The following is a 15,816-nucleotide window of genomic DNA, read 5'->3' on the forward strand; positions in this document are numbered from 1 at the left end:
AATATAATTTATTAGATTAAAATTCCTGTATTGTTTTGTTGTGTAGAATTTTAAAATGTCGTAGAACTACTACAATTTATGAAACAGTGCCTTAAAAACTTTTTAAATTAGAACATGAACTTTATCTTTGTTATATAAATCCTATAGCAGGGATCTCGTTAATGATTAAAATTTAAGAATATGGCAGGAAATTCAAGAGGAATCTTAAAATTCAATGGAGGTGAAGGTCAGAAGTTGTTAAAGCTTAACTATAGTGTGTCAAGATCTACAGATGTTTCAGGACGTGTAGCCTCTGACCCGTCAAACGCATTGATCAAAGTAACAATTGAAGCAACAGAAAAATCTGATGTTTTAGAAAGTTTATTAAACAGTAAATATAAACCGACTAGCGGGGAAATCAACTTTAATAAATCTCACGAAGAAGGAACATTGATCTCTCTGAAATGGGAAAACGGATATGTAATCCAACATGAAGTAGACTTTGATGCCATTGATAGCAATAATATGCTGATCAGCTTTGTAGTAAGTGCTGAAAGCATCACATATGGAAACTCATCTTATGACGGACTTTGGCCGATGAGCTAAGTCTTTCATGAGCCAGAAATAAAAGACTGTCCTTACAAGACGGTCTTTTTTTACCTAGGACTATATTCTGCAGGATTTTTGTTTTTAATTTTTAAACTCTCTTTCTGTTGGATAATCGTTTAAAAAACAAATCAAATCACTAAAAATATGTCAAATACACCTGGAAACTCACAAGCGGCGTCTTTTCGTCCGACGCAGAATGCAGATGGTATTTCCGAAAACCATCACACAGGTATCAACCGTCTGGTAAAGCTTTCTCTTGTCATAGAAGGGAAAATTATCAAGTACTACAAGCATTTCAAGCTTAAACAAAGTACCAGACGACATCACGAATTTACACTGACACTGGCACACGATACCCTGGGAGACAGACAGACCCACTCACTGGAGGAAGCTAACAAGTTTCTCGGAAAAAGACTTACGGCGGTTATTTCCTATAAAGATATAGATAACAGTCCGGAACGAACTTTTGTAGGAGTGATTACCGGAGTAGGATTCAGTCAGGAGCATATGAGTCTGGGAAATATTGTACTTACAGGTTACAGTCCGACCATCCTTCTTGACGGAGCACCACACATCCAGAGTTTTGGAGGAAGCCAGCCGGTTAATATCGGAATTATTGCAGAAGAAGTGATCAAACAAGGGATTGATAAAAGCCGTTTTGATATCAGGGTAGATGCCAATAATTTCTCTCAGATCATCTATAGCAGCCAGTATGATGAAACCCATTATAACTATCTGGCAAGAATGGCCGAAGCATACGGTGAACAATTCTACTACGATGGTGAAGTTTTACATTTCGGAAAACTGCCGGCTCAGAATAAACCTATTACCCTTACTTACGGAAGCAGCGCCAATGAAATTAAAGTTGAGCTGAAAGCGGTACACACCAAACCACAATTTTACGGTTATAACAGTAATAAAAATGAAAAGCTGACTTCTGGGTCTACACCCATCAAACATGTGAGTGATCTTGCAAAAACAGCATACAGCCATAACGAAACTATTTATAAAACACCGGCTTTACAGATTGCTCCTATCAAAGCTGCCACACACCTGGATGTGGAGTATTCGCAGAAAAGCGCTTCAGGAAGTGAGGCGGTGAATGTTTTTTCCGTTTCAGGAAATACAACGGTTCCTTTCCTTCACCCGGGGTGCGTAGCAGACGTCCAGATGCGTAAACAGGATTCCAATGAAACCTCTTATTTCACCAGAATCATGATTACAGAATCAGAACATGAAATTGACACCATCGGTCATTATAAAGGAAGCTTTGTAGGAATAGCGGCAGATACAGGGTTTCTTCCAAAGCCGGAATACACCATTCCGAAGGCCGAGCCACAGACAGCCACAGTAATTTCCAATACAGATCCGGAAGGACAGGGAAGAATACAGGTAAGATTCGACTGGCAAACGAATGACACCACTCACTTTATCCGTATGATGAGCCCTGATGCCGGAGGAACAGATCAGATTACCCAAAACCGTGGATACGTAGCTATTCCGGAAGTGGGAGATCAGGTGATGGTTAATTTTGTGCACAGCCATCCGGACAGACCTTTCGTAATGGGAGGAATGTTCCATGGTGGAGTAGCGTTGGGAGGTGGCGTAAACAATCACCTTAAGTCTATTCAAACCAGAAGCGGAATCAGGATCCTGATGAATGATGAAGAAGGAAGTGTAACGATCCTTGATCCAAGCGGGAACACTTATTTTATGGACGGACAGGGAAATATCAGTATGAAAGCCCCTAAAAATTTTACGTTGAATGCGGGTGATAATATCAACATCACTGCAGGAAAAGAAATTTCTATAGGCGCAGGAGCAAGTATTACCAGTACCGCAAACGATAATATTGTTTCCATCGCAGGAAAAGATATGAAACTTACGGCTTCGGGAGATATTACGGAAACTTCCGATACCAGAACGGAAATGATTGAAAAAGAATTCAAAAGACAATCTGAAACCTCCAATGAAATTGCAGGTGAAATTTCCATGTTCAGCGAGCTGGAAAATATGACCATGCAAAGCGGAAAGATTGTAGAATTCAACAGTGCTGAAAAATCAAAACTTTTCTGATATGGCGATCATCAAAACAGCAACCAACCTGCGCATAACAGTTAAAGATTCTTACCATCTGAGCGTAGGAAAAAAGGTTGAAAAAATAGCAAAGAAAATCAATGTGGAAGCACATAAGGAAAATCTGGTTTTAGCGAGTAACAAGAAGATTATGTCCCATGGTCATAAGTAAATGTAACCTGCTGATTCTTTTTATATGGTGTTTTTCATTAACGAATTGTCAGAATAAAAAAATGGAAGAAAAATACAGTTGGCTGGGAACCGTTTCCGCTCCGGAGGAATACCCGATGGAAGTATATGAAGGAGCTATTGTTGCAGATGGTTTTACTTACAGTTTTGATGCCATCTGGGGAACACAGAATACAGGTTGGGGTAAAGAAGGCGGTACCATGAATGTCAATACCGAAAGCATGAGTGCTCCCCATAAACTGGAATTTACATGGTACTCTTTGGTAGAAAATAAATTCTATACCGGAAAATGGGACCTGGATAAAGAAAAGATCAAAAAACTTTTGGATAAGGGGTTTGTAGACCAGGACACAAAAAAGAAAGCCACTTACAATTCCTTTGTGGTAGGATTAGCTCCACAAGGAAGAGTTGTGCTTTGGATGAAAGGTCCGGGAAACCAGAAAGAAGTAGGTGCTTTTCAGGCTCATGATACCATTATCACCAAAGAAAAAGCATACGAGAATGCTCAGTATATGTTGAATGAAGGCTTTGCAGAAAGAATGCTGAAAGATCCGTCTTATAAGACATTCAAGCCGGAAATTCGTGAGAAAATTGAAAAAGAAGGCTATCCGCCAGCAGATATTTATAACGTTTATCGGGAAAGATACAGCTGGAAACCTTCCGTGATTCTCCCTGAAGGAGCCGCCTGGATAGATTTTGGTTTTACCAGTTACAACGGCGAGCAGGAAAATCTTTTTGACCAGAGTTTAAAAGAGAATACCTACAAAAGCAGGGCTATACCACGATTCTGCGGTTTTTACTGGAAAGATAAAAACAACAACAGGTATGCAGTATGGATAGACGCTTTTGATGATAAAGAGATATTTGATTTGTTTCAGAAATCAGGAAAAGACAAAAATATTGATCTGACCATTAAAGTAAACGAAGACAATACAAAAGTTTTGATCTCTTTAGAATCTGAAAAAGAAAAACTGGCAGTTACCAAAGCAAAAATAAGGGTATCCCGAAAGATAGAATGATAATATTCACTCAGTCAATTTAAAAACAAGAACGATGCACAACAATCAATTTGGAAGTTATACACCATCTGTATCCAAAGAGGAAGTACTGGATATTACCATTGGGATTTTTTTTGACGGAACCCTGAATAATAAAACCAATACAGAGGAAAGAAAAAAGGGAACAGATGCCCATAAAAAACATGGTGGTGGAGCTAAAGACAATACCAGTTATAATAATGACTGGAGTAATGTAGCCCGCATGTGGGATAACTATGATAAAAACTTCGGAATTTATATAGAAGGTATCGGTACATTGGATAAAGAAGGAGATGCAACGCTCGGATACGCTTTCGGGACCGGAGAAACCGGGATCAGATCAAAAGTGAGAAAAGGCTGCGAAGAAATTGTAAAAAAGGTGAAAACCATTAAAGCAGAAAAGAAAGCCGATAAGATTGCTGTTCTTACTTTCGATGTATTCGGATTCAGCCGTGGAGCTGCTGCAGCACGTAATTTTGTATACGAAATCGGAAAAGCAAAATATAAAGCCAGTTCACGCACCGTCGCAAACGAAGCTGTTTCAGTGACCACCTATTCAGATGATGATGGGAAAAATGTTGATTCCGAAGAACTTCCAAAATGGGGACATCTTGGCCTTAAGCTTGAAGAAGCAGGATTAAAGGTAGATGTTTTAAAAGTAAGATTTCTTGGAATCTACGATACCGTTTCTTCCTATTCAAAATATCTGTCACCAGTTCCCAATTTCAGCAATGATGTAGAAGAATTAAGCCTGAATGAAATCGGAAAAGCCCAGACTGTAGTTCACTTCATCGCAGAAAATGAGCATAGAGAAAACTTTGACCTGACAAGGGTACATATCGGAACTGAAAAAACTTTTCCGGGTGTACACTGCGACGTGGGTGGTGCCTATGAAAACGGACAGGAAACGTGGGAGGAAGTGGAAACATCCTGGACAACCAGTTCCAAATTAGAAGCATTAAAAGCAGAACTCGTATCAGAAGGTTGGTATGAAAAAGATATGCTTACCATTACCCCCGGATTCTATTTATCATTGAGAGGGTCCCGTTACCTGCTGAAAACTTACAGCTATATTCCTCTACATTTTATGGCTGAATACGGCATTGAGAAAAATCTTCCTATCACCTTGAAAAAAATGACTGATGATAAATATTCCATTTTGAATGATCAGTTTTTAATAGGAATAAAAGACCGTCTCAGAACTTATGTGATGGGAAATGGCAAACCTTATGCCTTCAAACATTTTAAAGCGCTGCGTGATGCTTATGGTGGAAACGAAGTCCCGGAAGACCGTCAGGATGCTTATCAGAAAGAAGTAAAAGAACAGAACGATTTGAGATTCCTTCGTCTTCATTACCTTCACTGGTCAGCAAGAAGAGAAAAAATAGGTATGGATCCGAGACCGAACAGAACAAGAGTTATCCATTAAATATTTAAATAAGAGTATTATACCAAGAAAGAAATTGAAGCAGGAACATTTATGCAGAAATATAATATACATACCGTTCAGAAAGATGAAACTTTAAAAAGTATAGCCTCGCTGTACGGGCTGGATAAAGATGCATTAAAACTCTTCCATAATAACCACTGTGCTGTGAAAGATATGATCCTGATCAATCTTAACGGGCAGAAAGAGCTTTTTGTTCCGAGAACAGCGGTTGCTGATCAAAAGAGTCTGGTTAAATTCGGAAAAGGAAACAGCCTTACTCTTCAGCCTGAAAACAAAGTGCGAAGATACAGTGTCGTTATTACCATTGAAAAAGGAGAATCGAAAAACGAATTAAAATATGAAACATCAGTTCGCTGGCTGAAAACAGAAAAAGGGCATCATTTTTTTGAGATAGACAGAACATCAAAACTCTATCTCAACGAAGAAGAAGTGAATGAAATTGCAGATCTGCTCGCTTACAGAACCTCCGGGATCTTATATCCTTTACAGATCAGTACAGATGAACATGGAAGGTTTGAAACCGTAGAAAATGCAGAGGTATTTTCCAAAAGATGGCCAGCTGTAAAAGAAGAACTCTATAAAGAATTTGATGGCGAAACGGTAGACGAATACTGCGGAAAGATTGAAAAAGTGATCAGCCAGCCCGAAGCAATCAATCTGTATATTAAAAATGATTATTTCATCCGCTCATTATTTTTTGGAATATACCAGCGTTTCGGAAATGAATATAGAACTGAGATGACAGAAACCTTTCCGGTAACAGATAATGCCATTGAACCTGCATATAAACTGACACTGGAAACAGATCCGGTGAAAGGAGAAACCGGCCTGATTACCATAGAAGGATATGGAAAGTTATATGAAGAAAGAAATATTGATGATTTTATAAGAAAATCACCTTTTTCATTGATTATAGAAGATCATCCTGTGATGAATGAAGAAGGAACTTTCAGACTCATAAGCTATCTGAAAGGAGAAACTTCACTTCCGGAATCTCTTTACCTGGAATGCAGTATCATGCTGCAGGAAGAGAAAAAGATTTCAGTATCAGTTTCAGGAATTGATGAAAACTAAATTACCATTTCACTAAAGATAAAATTAATATGGCAGAAAAACATATTGTAGTACAGGGCGCCCTATGCAAATGCCAGTTCGGACAGGCTCCGGACAAGCTCAAAGTACTTACACACCAAAAAGAATATGCCAATGATAAAAGCGCTTCCAAAAAACTGATCGTTACTACGAAAGAAATAGGAGCAGCCACATTTGAAAAAAACACATTCGGAAACTGTACCAAAATGGGAGGTCCGCCTCCACCATGTAAAATTATGGTTACAGAATGGCAGAATTTTTATGATAAAGTACAGCTCAGCAACGGCGGATATATCATTGTGGAAGACAGCAAAGCCGTGTGTGCTGTTGCCGGAACGCCATGCATCGAGATTATAGACCACGGGCAAAGAGCAGAAGCCAGCCAGCAGAACTTTAAAAATGCAGACAAAGATGTTCAGCAGCAGATCAATCCACTGGTAGATTCCGAAGAAATGTATAACGACCAGCCTTCAGGAGGAGGGCAGGATGGTGCAATCTAAATGATAAGAAAATGGCAAAAGGCGTAAAAAAAATAAAAGTTGTAAGCGGATTGTATTACCCCAAAATGTCTGTATTAGGGCAAAGGATTACCATAAAACCGGATCAGTGGGTGCAGTTTGGTGTGGATGAATGGCTGCCGGGCACCACAGATGCCGACAAAAAGAAACCTCTTACCTGGATGAGGCAGAACAGCAGCAAAAAAATTATCATCAATCAGATAACCTCTGCTACAGGATATAAATTTTTAATTGGTAAGCAGTACTGCGGAAGCTATCAGTTTTATATTGAAGCCAGTCTTTCAGGAGTAAGAGACCCTAAAGGTAATACAGGACTATTTGTAAAAGGCTGGTGTGAGCCCAAAATTGTAAGCAGCAAATGGTCTACCCAAAAGAACAGCAAAAGCATCAAAAACAATAAAAAAAACGAATATATTTCCTATGGACATATCGTTCATCTGAACCTCGTGACGGAAGGACTCAATGGAAATACAGTCAGCATTGAATTGTGGAATCAGCAGTCCGCAAAAGCAGATAAACTGGTGCATACCTATAACAATGTACAGGTAATAGATGGTGAAGTGAATCTGAAAATAGAAAATACCTTTGCCTGGATGGCTTATGTGGACAATATTCAGAATGTAGAGGAGTTCTATGTTAAAGTAAAAGATGTTGCATCCAAAAAGTACATTAAAGACAAGCTTGGAGATGACCTTCATGCCATCTATCTGAATGTAAAAAATAAAGTAGTTACTACCAATACCAACGGAGCCCAGAACCAGACACCAACTAAAGTGTATAAGCCGGATGTAAATTCCGTCAGACTGGAACCTTGTAAGTTTGAAGTGATCAAAATCACAGAAAGTGAAATAAAAGACGGAAAGGCTAATAATACAACCGTTAAAGTTTTTGATAATGGTAATGGTATAAAGCAAATACAGTCACCGGCGCTTCAGGAACATATTAAAAGAACCATCTTTTATAAATTCGATTCTACAGAAATTGATAAAGATGGAGTCGCCATCCTGAATAATGTACTCAAATTCCTTTTAGAACATAAAGATGCCACCATGAATCTGAGTGGCTACGCTTGTGTAATCGGAAAACAGAATTACAATAAAGGTCTTTCCCAGAGAAGAGCGGATGTTGTGAAAAAATTCTTTGCAGACGGTGGATTAGATCCAAGAAGAATCATCTCTGTGGGAAAAGGAGAAGTAGATCCTACTGACGATAAAAAAGGAAGAGATAATATAAAGTATAAAAATGAGAAAGACTATGAAAATAACCGTAGAGTAGACATCTCATTTGTATTCAATGCCCATGATGCACAAACGGTTAACTATGAAGTGACAGCACCTAGTGTATCCATGAAGAAAGATATAACGATTGATGTTACCGGTTTTCAAACCAATGAATGCTTCAGAGACAGCAAAGGGAAACATAAAAAACAGGTCCTGATGGTAGATGTAGGGCAGGCAATAGATAAAGGAGATACTGTAAAGACATTTACCACACCATCATTTAATTATGGAGTATACTCAGATCTATCACAATTCAATGCTTTTCCTATACAATATATCTGGCCGATGTGGACCACTCCCAATCAATTCCATCTTCACGCACATACATGCAGGTATTTTAGCAATGAAAAGAGAACAACCGTATTAATCAAAGCTTACCCGGACATTAAATGGACACTTACTTTCTTCGTTAATCTTACCAATGAACTGAGTGTGAAATGGCAGAACCAGCCAGCGGCAAAACATAAAGACCTACAGGCTAAAGCCGGTAAAATAGGTGCTGAAAGAAGATGGAAACAAAAGGATGCTTCCTTCGGATTCAGCCTGAAAAGTGAATGGGAAAAGAATAGAAGCGGCAGTTTTCAGAAAAGTAAGGAAGTTAAAGGAGAATACGAGACAAAATTCAAAAAGCTTTATGATCTTTTCGGATCAATGGGAGCAATGTCTGACGGTATTACCAACAAAACTAAAGGACAGGTTAGAAATATAGGTTTTAAAGGTCTTCCGGTAACTTTCGCAATCAAGCCTCCTAATATTAATCTAAAAGGTGAATGGTTTTTAGAAAGAGCCAAACAGAAAAATACCGAAATAGAAAGATTAGGAACAAAGGTTGATATATCTTTTAATGCAGAACCCCTGATAGGATTAGAAGTTACAATAGACCTCCTTTGTACAGCTGTAGGACTGGTGGCAGGAGCCGTGAGTGGTGGAACCGCAGCACCAGGTGCTGTAAGGTTGTATGGAGTGATCAAAGACCAGATGAATACAGGAGTTGAGTTTGGGAATGATGATTTCGGAGCTAAACTGAGTTCAGATGTTTACATTGATCTTGTTATTTCAAGTGAAATCAAAACATCAATTGGTTTTTCATTCAATACTGTAAGCGAAAAAAGTGATAAGCAAGGAAAAATAGAAGCTAAAAATACCCTTAAAATTGAATTAAAAGCAGGGGTTTGGGCAAAAGCAGAAGCCAATCTTGTCATTGTGAAAGTAGAAGGATATTTTGAAATGAGCGGAAAGGGATCAGCTTCCATTACATTCGGGCATGGTGTGAAATTTGATGATAAAGGATTAAATTACCGCCCGGAATTAGGATTTGATGGACTCAACGCTGAGTATGTGATTAAAGGAAAAGTAGGAATGTCTGCAAAAAAGAAAATACCTAGAGGTGGCAGTAAAAAACCGGCAGAACTTAAAGGAAGTTCAGAAGACGAAGGTATTATCGCAGAAGGTAAATTTAACGAAATTGTACCTAAATTTGATGTCATCAAAAGTCTTGAAGAACTTTTCGGATTCAGTGCCGATATTCCGTTAATAAGAAATTAGATCATATGAAAAAGATAGTTTTAATAATTTTGTGTTTTATCATGTTTGTATCATGCCAGTCACAACAAAAGACAGATCTGGAAAAAATAGATTTTTCCAAAGGATATAAAGAAGTTCTGAAAGACACCAAATATCAGACAGAAGCGAGGGAAATTGTAACTACATTGCCTGTAGCTTATACCAAAGATGTTTCCGGATATAAATTCGGAAATATATCGTTTCCCGAACACAAAGAAAATAATGTAAAAAACTCCACCGTAGGATTACTCATTAACAATACTACAGAAAGGCTTACTAAAGGTGTGAAAATAGAACTGGAAGATACTGCTGCAGGTAACGATCTTTTAGCCTATCTCAAATCACAATATAAAAATCCTAAAGTTCTTGCAGGAGTTCCGGCAAAGAACAGTGAAGGTAAAATATTGGGGAATGCAGCCTATGCCTGGGATCTGAAAGGTAAAACAATGGTATTGGTACAATATTATGAATACACCAATAATAAACCCAATACTTCCTCTGTTCTCTATATTGTAGACAATCAGGTGAAGACGGCAGACGGGCAGGAAACAGCAGCAGTACACCTGCTAAAAACGTATACTTCATAGCAGATTCTTATTGATGGATAATTATGATTATTATGCAGAAAAAGTAATTACGTATTTACCGTTAGTTATACTTTCTGTCATTGCAGTTATTTTACTACTTCCTAATTCTAGAAAAAGATTTTTAAGAATTCAGGCATCATTACCCACATCCAAAATAAAATCTGTGGCCATGGGGCTGGTAGAAATTCAGGGAAAACTTATTATGAAAGAACCTTTGATTTCACCCGTCGCGAAAGAAGAATGCATAGGATATTATTATACAATTGAAGATGTAACCAGAGATAAAGAAGGGAAAAATTCTTATACAACAATTCATAGAGAAACCCAGTGCAATCTCTTTCTGATGCAGGATGATTCAGGAACCATTGAAATACATCCCGAAGGCATAGAATTGATATTCATCGAAGAAACCAATGTAAGTTATAACGGACAGAAAAGATACAAGGAGACATTGCTTAAATCCGGCCAAGAAATGCTTCTTGTGGGAGCTGCCGACTCAAGAAACGGGGAAGCTTTCATCAGAAAAGATACAGGGCATAAGATTTTAGGAATTACCACTGTTGCAGGAATTTCAGTCTGGAATAAATACCAGCCCCTGTTGAGGTCATTTATTGTCACCTGTATTGTTATACTTATCGTAATGATTTTAATCTTATCACAATAATGAATCAAATTGTAGCAATTGTTATCGCCGTTTTTCTTATCGTGGCCATCGTGGCTTTTTTCATCAGTTTGTATAACAAGCTTGTCATGCTGAAATTCAATGTGGAAAAAGCATATGGGAATATAGATGTTATTTTGAAGCAAAGAGCAGACGAAATTCCAAACCTTGTCAATGTTGCCAAACAGTTTATGGCACATGAAAAAGACCTGCTTACCAAACTGACAGAACTAAGAACTTCCTATAGCAACACCAATGATTCCGACAGAAAAACAGAGCTTGCCAATGAGACATCAAAAGCACTTTCATCATTTTTTGCTGTTTCAGAAAACTATCCCGGCCTGCTGTCAAACAATAACTTCCTGGAACTACAGAAAAGAGTTTCCGGAATGGAAGATAAAATAGCAGACAGAAGAGAATTTTTCAATGACAGTGTAAACCTCTATAATATAGGAATTCATGAGTTTCCCAATGTTATATTGGCAAAAATGCTGGGCTATAAAGACAAAACCCTATTAGACGTTTCAAATCAGGAAAAACATTATGAAGGAGTTCAGTTTTAATACATTTTTCGGATATGAAAATATACTGATGGAAAAACCCGAAATTGTTTTGTTCGGGGCGATGCTTCTTCCCATAGGACTGATTATGGTGGTGAGTATCATAGGATGGGTGTTCAGGAAACTGAAATTCAATATGTATATCATTCAGGCAATACTGTATACCTTGCTTTTCACCTTCTTTTTTGGAACGGTTACCATGCTCATTCTTTTTTTTATAACAGATAAAAACGGAGTTAAACTTGCGTGGTGCTGGAGCTCTATTTTCCTTGGAATGTTTTGTTTTAGCATCATCAATACCAATACCATCAGTAAAATGTTTACAGACTGGTCTAAAATCATTAAAAACTAAAATTATGATACAACAACCTTATTATATGATCGACTTCAGTGCATCAGCCTGTTTGTTTGAAATAAGGATTAATGATTATCCTGTGATTCATATGAATGTTGAGGGACAGGTTGCCACCAATATTCCTATCAATTTTGCCATATTGAAAAGTGGTGTTCAGACGATATCAGCAACCATTTTACCTAATATTGGCGATGTACAGCTGCATCCTAAATCAGAACTGAAATTTAATGTCAAACTTTTTGATGTGGCTAATGATTTTGTTTTTGATAAACAGTTTGGAGACTATCATTCAGAGGCTATTGAAGACAAAAAGAAACAGGTTATCAAACATGTTGGCTCCTTTAAAGCAGAAGTTCCTTATCAGCTTTCGGCATGGCAGAACGGGAGAAACCTGCAGGATATTAAAGACAGCAGAAAAAAACTGGAGCAGGCTTATGATCATATATCAAGATTAATAAGAGAAAATAAATTTGAAGATTATAAGAAATCAATTTCCAGAAGAGAAGAAAATATGGCTGTTTCTATGTATCTGTCAAAAGCAGAATCGGAAGAACGCTTTACTGATCTTGTAAAAGATTTCAAGTCCGGATTTAAAATACAGCCTGTTTCCAAAGATGCCGTTATGTTTGTATGTGCGGAGAATAGAGTTGCCTTTTTAAAAAAAATAAACGGGGAGTCTGCTTTATATCTGGAAAATCCTGAAACAGAAGAAGAACTAATGCTTGATATTTCATTTTATATACCTGAAGGAAAAGAAGAATTTGAAATAATATAAGCGTTTTATATTCATGAAACAAATAGGAATTTGAAGTTAAAAAATGAATAAAAAACGTTTTCCGGATACTTGAATCATTTTTTTTCTGTTCTATTATTGATAACTGTATACTAGCACTAACATTATGAAAAGACTGAAATATATAGTAGTACCAATGCTCTGTCTGGCAGTTGCTTCATGCGGCCATCAGAAAAATAAAGATACTGAGTCTTTGGTTGAAACACAGGGAAGTACCCAGACCGAACCATTCAATCTTGCTAAACTGAAAGCAGGACAAAATATCAACGATATTTTAAAATCTGCCGGAGCAACAGCAAAAGAAGCCGTCCGTACCAGTGAAGTTACCCTGATCGGAAATGAAAAGCTGGCTTTTGCTTCAAAAGAATTATTGCACTTCAACGGAATTGATCTGGAAGGAAAAAATAATAAAAATACAAACAAAGTAATTTTACATTTCGGAAAAGTAGATCAGGAAATTGGCCCGCTTGCCAACGAAAAAGAAGACGAACTGGGAATGTATCAGCTTGATATTTATACAGAGCAGGAAAAAACAGCACTTCTGGAAAACTTAAACAAAACACTTCAGAAACCTAGCTTTGATACCATTCGGGAAGGTTTTGAATCAGAAGTTAAAGATAATGAGATCATCCGGACACATAACAAACTCAGACAGGAAGTCGCGATCTGGAGAAGTAAAGATATGCTCTATTATTACTGCGAAACCAAAATAGATAACAGACCGGACGAATACCGCTGCAACCTCTTCGTGTTCAGAAATAAAGAATGGAAAGACCTTTTAAAAGGATCAGGATATCCGGACCTGGATAAAATTTCTGCGAATTAATTAAGATAAAATAAACAGAGAATTTAGAACATTCGCTTAGTCAGATCAGCTTGCTGATTCCTCTCTGCCCTCTAAAATAAAACATTAGAAAAATAAAATCTCTGCGTTAAAAAGATCTGCTCAATCAACAAAATCTGCGAGAGTTTAAAAAATAAATGCCAGTCTAAAAAGACCGGCATTTTTTATATCAAATTACTATTTGAACTATTTCACTATAAACTGCATCGTCACCTGATCCAGTTTCAAAATATAAACTCCCTGACCAAGATTTCTGGTTTTAATAGAATTTCCATTTCTGAAAGGCTGGTCAATTGTCTGAAGAGTTTTCCCCTGAAGGTTATAAATCTCGGCTTTTTTTACTTTCTGAAGATCTCCTTTTACAAAAATCTCCTGGTTGGTAACAGGGTTAGGAGAGATCTTAAAGCTGTTGGATGTAGTTTCTGCTGCTGTATTTTGAGCCATTCTTGCTGTTGATCCTGAATAACATGTCCATGAAAGATCATCAATAGCAACTCTGTTACTTGATGAAGTATTAACCAGGCTTACCACTACATTTCCGGAAATATTGATATTATTGATAGTCGTGGTTGTAGATGAAGTACTGTAAGGAATAGTTCCTACGGTTGTTCCATTTACTTTTACATCAAAAGTACCATTGGTTCCTGAGAATTTAAGCTGTGTAGTTACTGTTAAAGAACCAATACCGTTTGCAGAACTGCCGGAAGTTAAAGAACCGTTTCTTACCGTAATTGCTTTATTATTAATAGTCTGGTCTGTTCTTGCATCCGTTGCGGTCCAGGAAATGCCGCCATTGCTCCATGTTCTGGTTGTATAAGTAGAGTTGGCTGCAGGAATGGTTTCAAAATTTTCATTGGCACAGCTGGTTCCTGGATTAGTCCCGCCAGAATTAGTAGTACCGGAAACTGTTGAACTGTTCGATGAAGAATTTCCAGCTGCATCTTTTGCTACCACGTAAAAACTGTAAGTTGTAGAAGGCGTAAGCCCTGAAATGGTTGTAGAAGTTGTACTCGTAGTCGTTTGCAGATTTCCGTTCATGTAAACATTATATCCTGTTACTCCTACATTATCGGTAGAAGCATTCCATGCAAGAGAAATACTGCTGGAAGTTGTCCCTGAAACATTCAGACCTGTTGCTGTAGTAGGCGCCTGGGTATCACCTGAAGGCTGCTGGGAACCCCAGATAAGGTTAACATAATTTGGATTGTCGATAAACGGGTTTCTGTTCCCCTGAAAAGTATAGGAAGTATTATTTCTTTTGATCTCAGCCTGGGAAACCGGATCCTGATTGTGCCATGCCAAAAGGACATTAAGTTCCCATGTCTGTAATCCCGGGAACGCAGAACTTCCTAACATATTTCCTGACGAAAAAGAAGAAAGCTTGCTTTGATAACGGGTTACAAAATAGAAAATCATACGGGCCACATCTCCTTTAAACTCGTCAATAGGCTCAAATACCGTTCCTGAATATCCTGAAGAAGCAGATGTTCCCAGCTTGGATCCGTTCTGTGAAGTAAAAGAAGCACTTCCTACCTTTCCGAAAGGATAATTACTTCTCATTCCGTTTACCTTTCCGTCTGTAGCTCTGATAAAGTGAATATCCGACACCATTGGAGAGGCCTGATTAAAAAAACTTTGAGGAACAATATGCTCTCTGTTATAACAATTTCCTTCAGTAGAATACGTTCCACACTGATCAGATCCCGGAGTATAAGTATAAGGATCACTACCTGCTGGTCTTTCAGAATAAATATCAAGGATGGTTCCGTCATTTTCATAGTCCTTATCGATATCAGTGGTTTTATAAGCTGTCCAAAGCCCACTGTACCCTTTATCAATATGTCCGTTGGTGATAATGCTGCTTAATTCAGTTTTCAGTGCTGCACCACTCAGTCCGTTGGCAGAATTGTAGTATCCTGCAGGAGCCTGGGCGTGGGCAAGTCCCGCAAATACAGAAAATAAAATGATTTTTTTCATAATTAATATTTAATATAAAGTTTCAGCAAGAATACCACAATTTTTGTGAATAAAAAATTACAAAATTGTTAATTTTAAACACACTGTATGTAATGCATAATGAGTAATAAATGATGAATGATGATGAACGATGAGGTTTCGTATGCGATTCAGTTTTTTATATCTTGAATTATGATTTTTCTATAATCTATCCTCAATATTGTAAATTCAATAGGATCGGGCTATAATCCAGAACGTAGACGAAGG

At 37.7% G+C, this 15,816-nt stretch carries 15 protein-coding genes; 13 read left to right on the forward strand and 2 right to left on the reverse strand.

Annotation, left to right across the window (positions count from 1 at the left end; all coding sequences use genetic code 11):
• The first annotated feature begins 180 nt into the window (after positions 1-180).
• From tssD to AB1278_RS06580, 12 genes are all read left to right on the forward strand, one after another.
• The gene (tssD, locus tag AB1278_RS06525) at positions 181-585 is read left to right on the forward strand and encodes a type VI secretion system tube protein TssD (protein WP_002977458.1); all 405 of its coding nucleotides are present in this window, start codon (positions 181-183) and stop codon (positions 583-585) included.
• Positions 586-732: 147 nt separating this feature from the next.
• On the forward strand, positions 733-2,664 hold the full coding sequence (locus AB1278_RS06530) for a type VI secretion system Vgr family protein (RefSeq protein ID WP_343642071.1): 1,932 nt from the start codon (positions 733-735) through the stop codon (positions 2,662-2,664).
• 1 nt (position 2,665) lies between these two features.
• On the forward strand, positions 2,666-2,836 hold the full coding sequence (locus tag AB1278_RS06535) for a hypothetical protein (RefSeq protein ID WP_153816338.1): 171 nt from the start codon (positions 2,666-2,668) through the stop codon (positions 2,834-2,836).
• Positions 2,837-2,897: 61 nt separating this feature from the next.
• Entirely contained in the window at positions 2,898-3,872 is a 975-nt protein-coding gene (locus AB1278_RS06540; protein WP_343642074.1) for a DUF2931 family protein, read from the forward strand.
• Positions 3,873-3,906: 34 nt separating this feature from the next.
• Positions 3,907-5,319, forward strand: a complete 1,413-nt coding sequence (locus AB1278_RS06545; RefSeq protein ID WP_395974635.1) for a T6SS phospholipase effector Tle1-like catalytic domain-containing protein — start codon at positions 3,907-3,909, stop codon at positions 5,317-5,319.
• Between the two features lie 51 nt (positions 5,320-5,370).
• Complete coding sequence (locus AB1278_RS06550; protein WP_429813149.1) at positions 5,371-6,414, forward strand: hypothetical protein; 1,044 nt, start codon at positions 5,371-5,373, stop codon at positions 6,412-6,414.
• 29 nt (positions 6,415-6,443) lie between these two features.
• Entirely contained in the window at positions 6,444-6,932 is a 489-nt protein-coding gene (locus AB1278_RS06555) for a DUF4280 domain-containing protein (protein ID WP_395974631.1), read from the forward strand.
• Positions 6,933-6,943: 11 nt separating this feature from the next.
• On the forward strand, positions 6,944-9,775 hold the full coding sequence (locus tag AB1278_RS06560; protein ID WP_202838873.1) for an OmpA family protein: 2,832 nt from the start codon (positions 6,944-6,946) through the stop codon (positions 9,773-9,775).
• Positions 9,776-9,780: 5 nt separating this feature from the next.
• Complete coding sequence (locus AB1278_RS06565; RefSeq protein ID WP_429813152.1) at positions 9,781-10,380, forward strand: hypothetical protein; 600 nt, start codon at positions 9,781-9,783, stop codon at positions 10,378-10,380.
• A 13-nt stretch (positions 10,381-10,393) separates the two neighbouring features.
• On the forward strand, positions 10,394-11,044 hold the full coding sequence (locus AB1278_RS06570; protein WP_429813155.1) for a hypothetical protein: 651 nt from the start codon (positions 10,394-10,396) through the stop codon (positions 11,042-11,044).
• Entirely contained in the window at positions 11,044-11,604 is a 561-nt protein-coding gene (locus AB1278_RS06575; protein WP_429813158.1) for a LemA family protein, read from the forward strand. The genes AB1278_RS06570 and AB1278_RS06575 overlap by 1 nt, the downstream gene beginning before the upstream one ends.
• Positions 11,585-11,953 carry a hypothetical protein gene (locus tag AB1278_RS06580; protein ID WP_429813161.1) on the forward strand — a complete coding sequence of 123 codons (369 nt, stop codon included), beginning with the start codon at positions 11,585-11,587 and terminating at the stop codon, positions 11,951-11,953. Before AB1278_RS06575 ends, AB1278_RS06580 begins: the two co-directional genes overlap by 20 nt.
• A gap of 623 nt (positions 11,954-12,576) precedes the next feature.
• Here AB1278_RS06580 and AB1278_RS06585 read toward each other — a convergent pair.
• Positions 12,577-12,873: a hypothetical protein gene (locus tag AB1278_RS06585; RefSeq protein WP_429817343.1), complete on the reverse strand. Its 297-nt coding sequence runs from the start codon at positions 12,871-12,873 to the stop codon at positions 12,577-12,579.
• Here AB1278_RS06585 and AB1278_RS06590 point away from each other — a divergent pair.
• The gene (locus AB1278_RS06590) at positions 12,856-13,575 is read left to right on the forward strand and encodes a hypothetical protein (RefSeq protein ID WP_429813164.1); all 720 of its coding nucleotides are present in this window, start codon (positions 12,856-12,858) and stop codon (positions 13,573-13,575) included. The genes AB1278_RS06585 and AB1278_RS06590 overlap by 18 nt on opposite strands.
• A 204-nt stretch (positions 13,576-13,779) precedes the next feature.
• On the opposite strand, the gene AB1278_RS06595 is transcribed toward AB1278_RS06590, so the two are convergent.
• Positions 13,780-15,570, reverse strand: coding sequence for an endonuclease (locus tag AB1278_RS06595; protein WP_429813167.1), 1,791 nt, complete (start codon positions 15,568-15,570; stop codon positions 13,780-13,782).
• Between the last annotated feature and the right edge of the window lie 246 nt (positions 15,571-15,816).

It is taken from the genome of Chryseobacterium sp. NRRL B-14798 (assembly GCF_050470705.1).
GTDB classification, from domain to species: Bacteria; Bacteroidota; Bacteroidia; order Flavobacteriales; family Weeksellaceae; genus Chryseobacterium; species Chryseobacterium cupriresistens.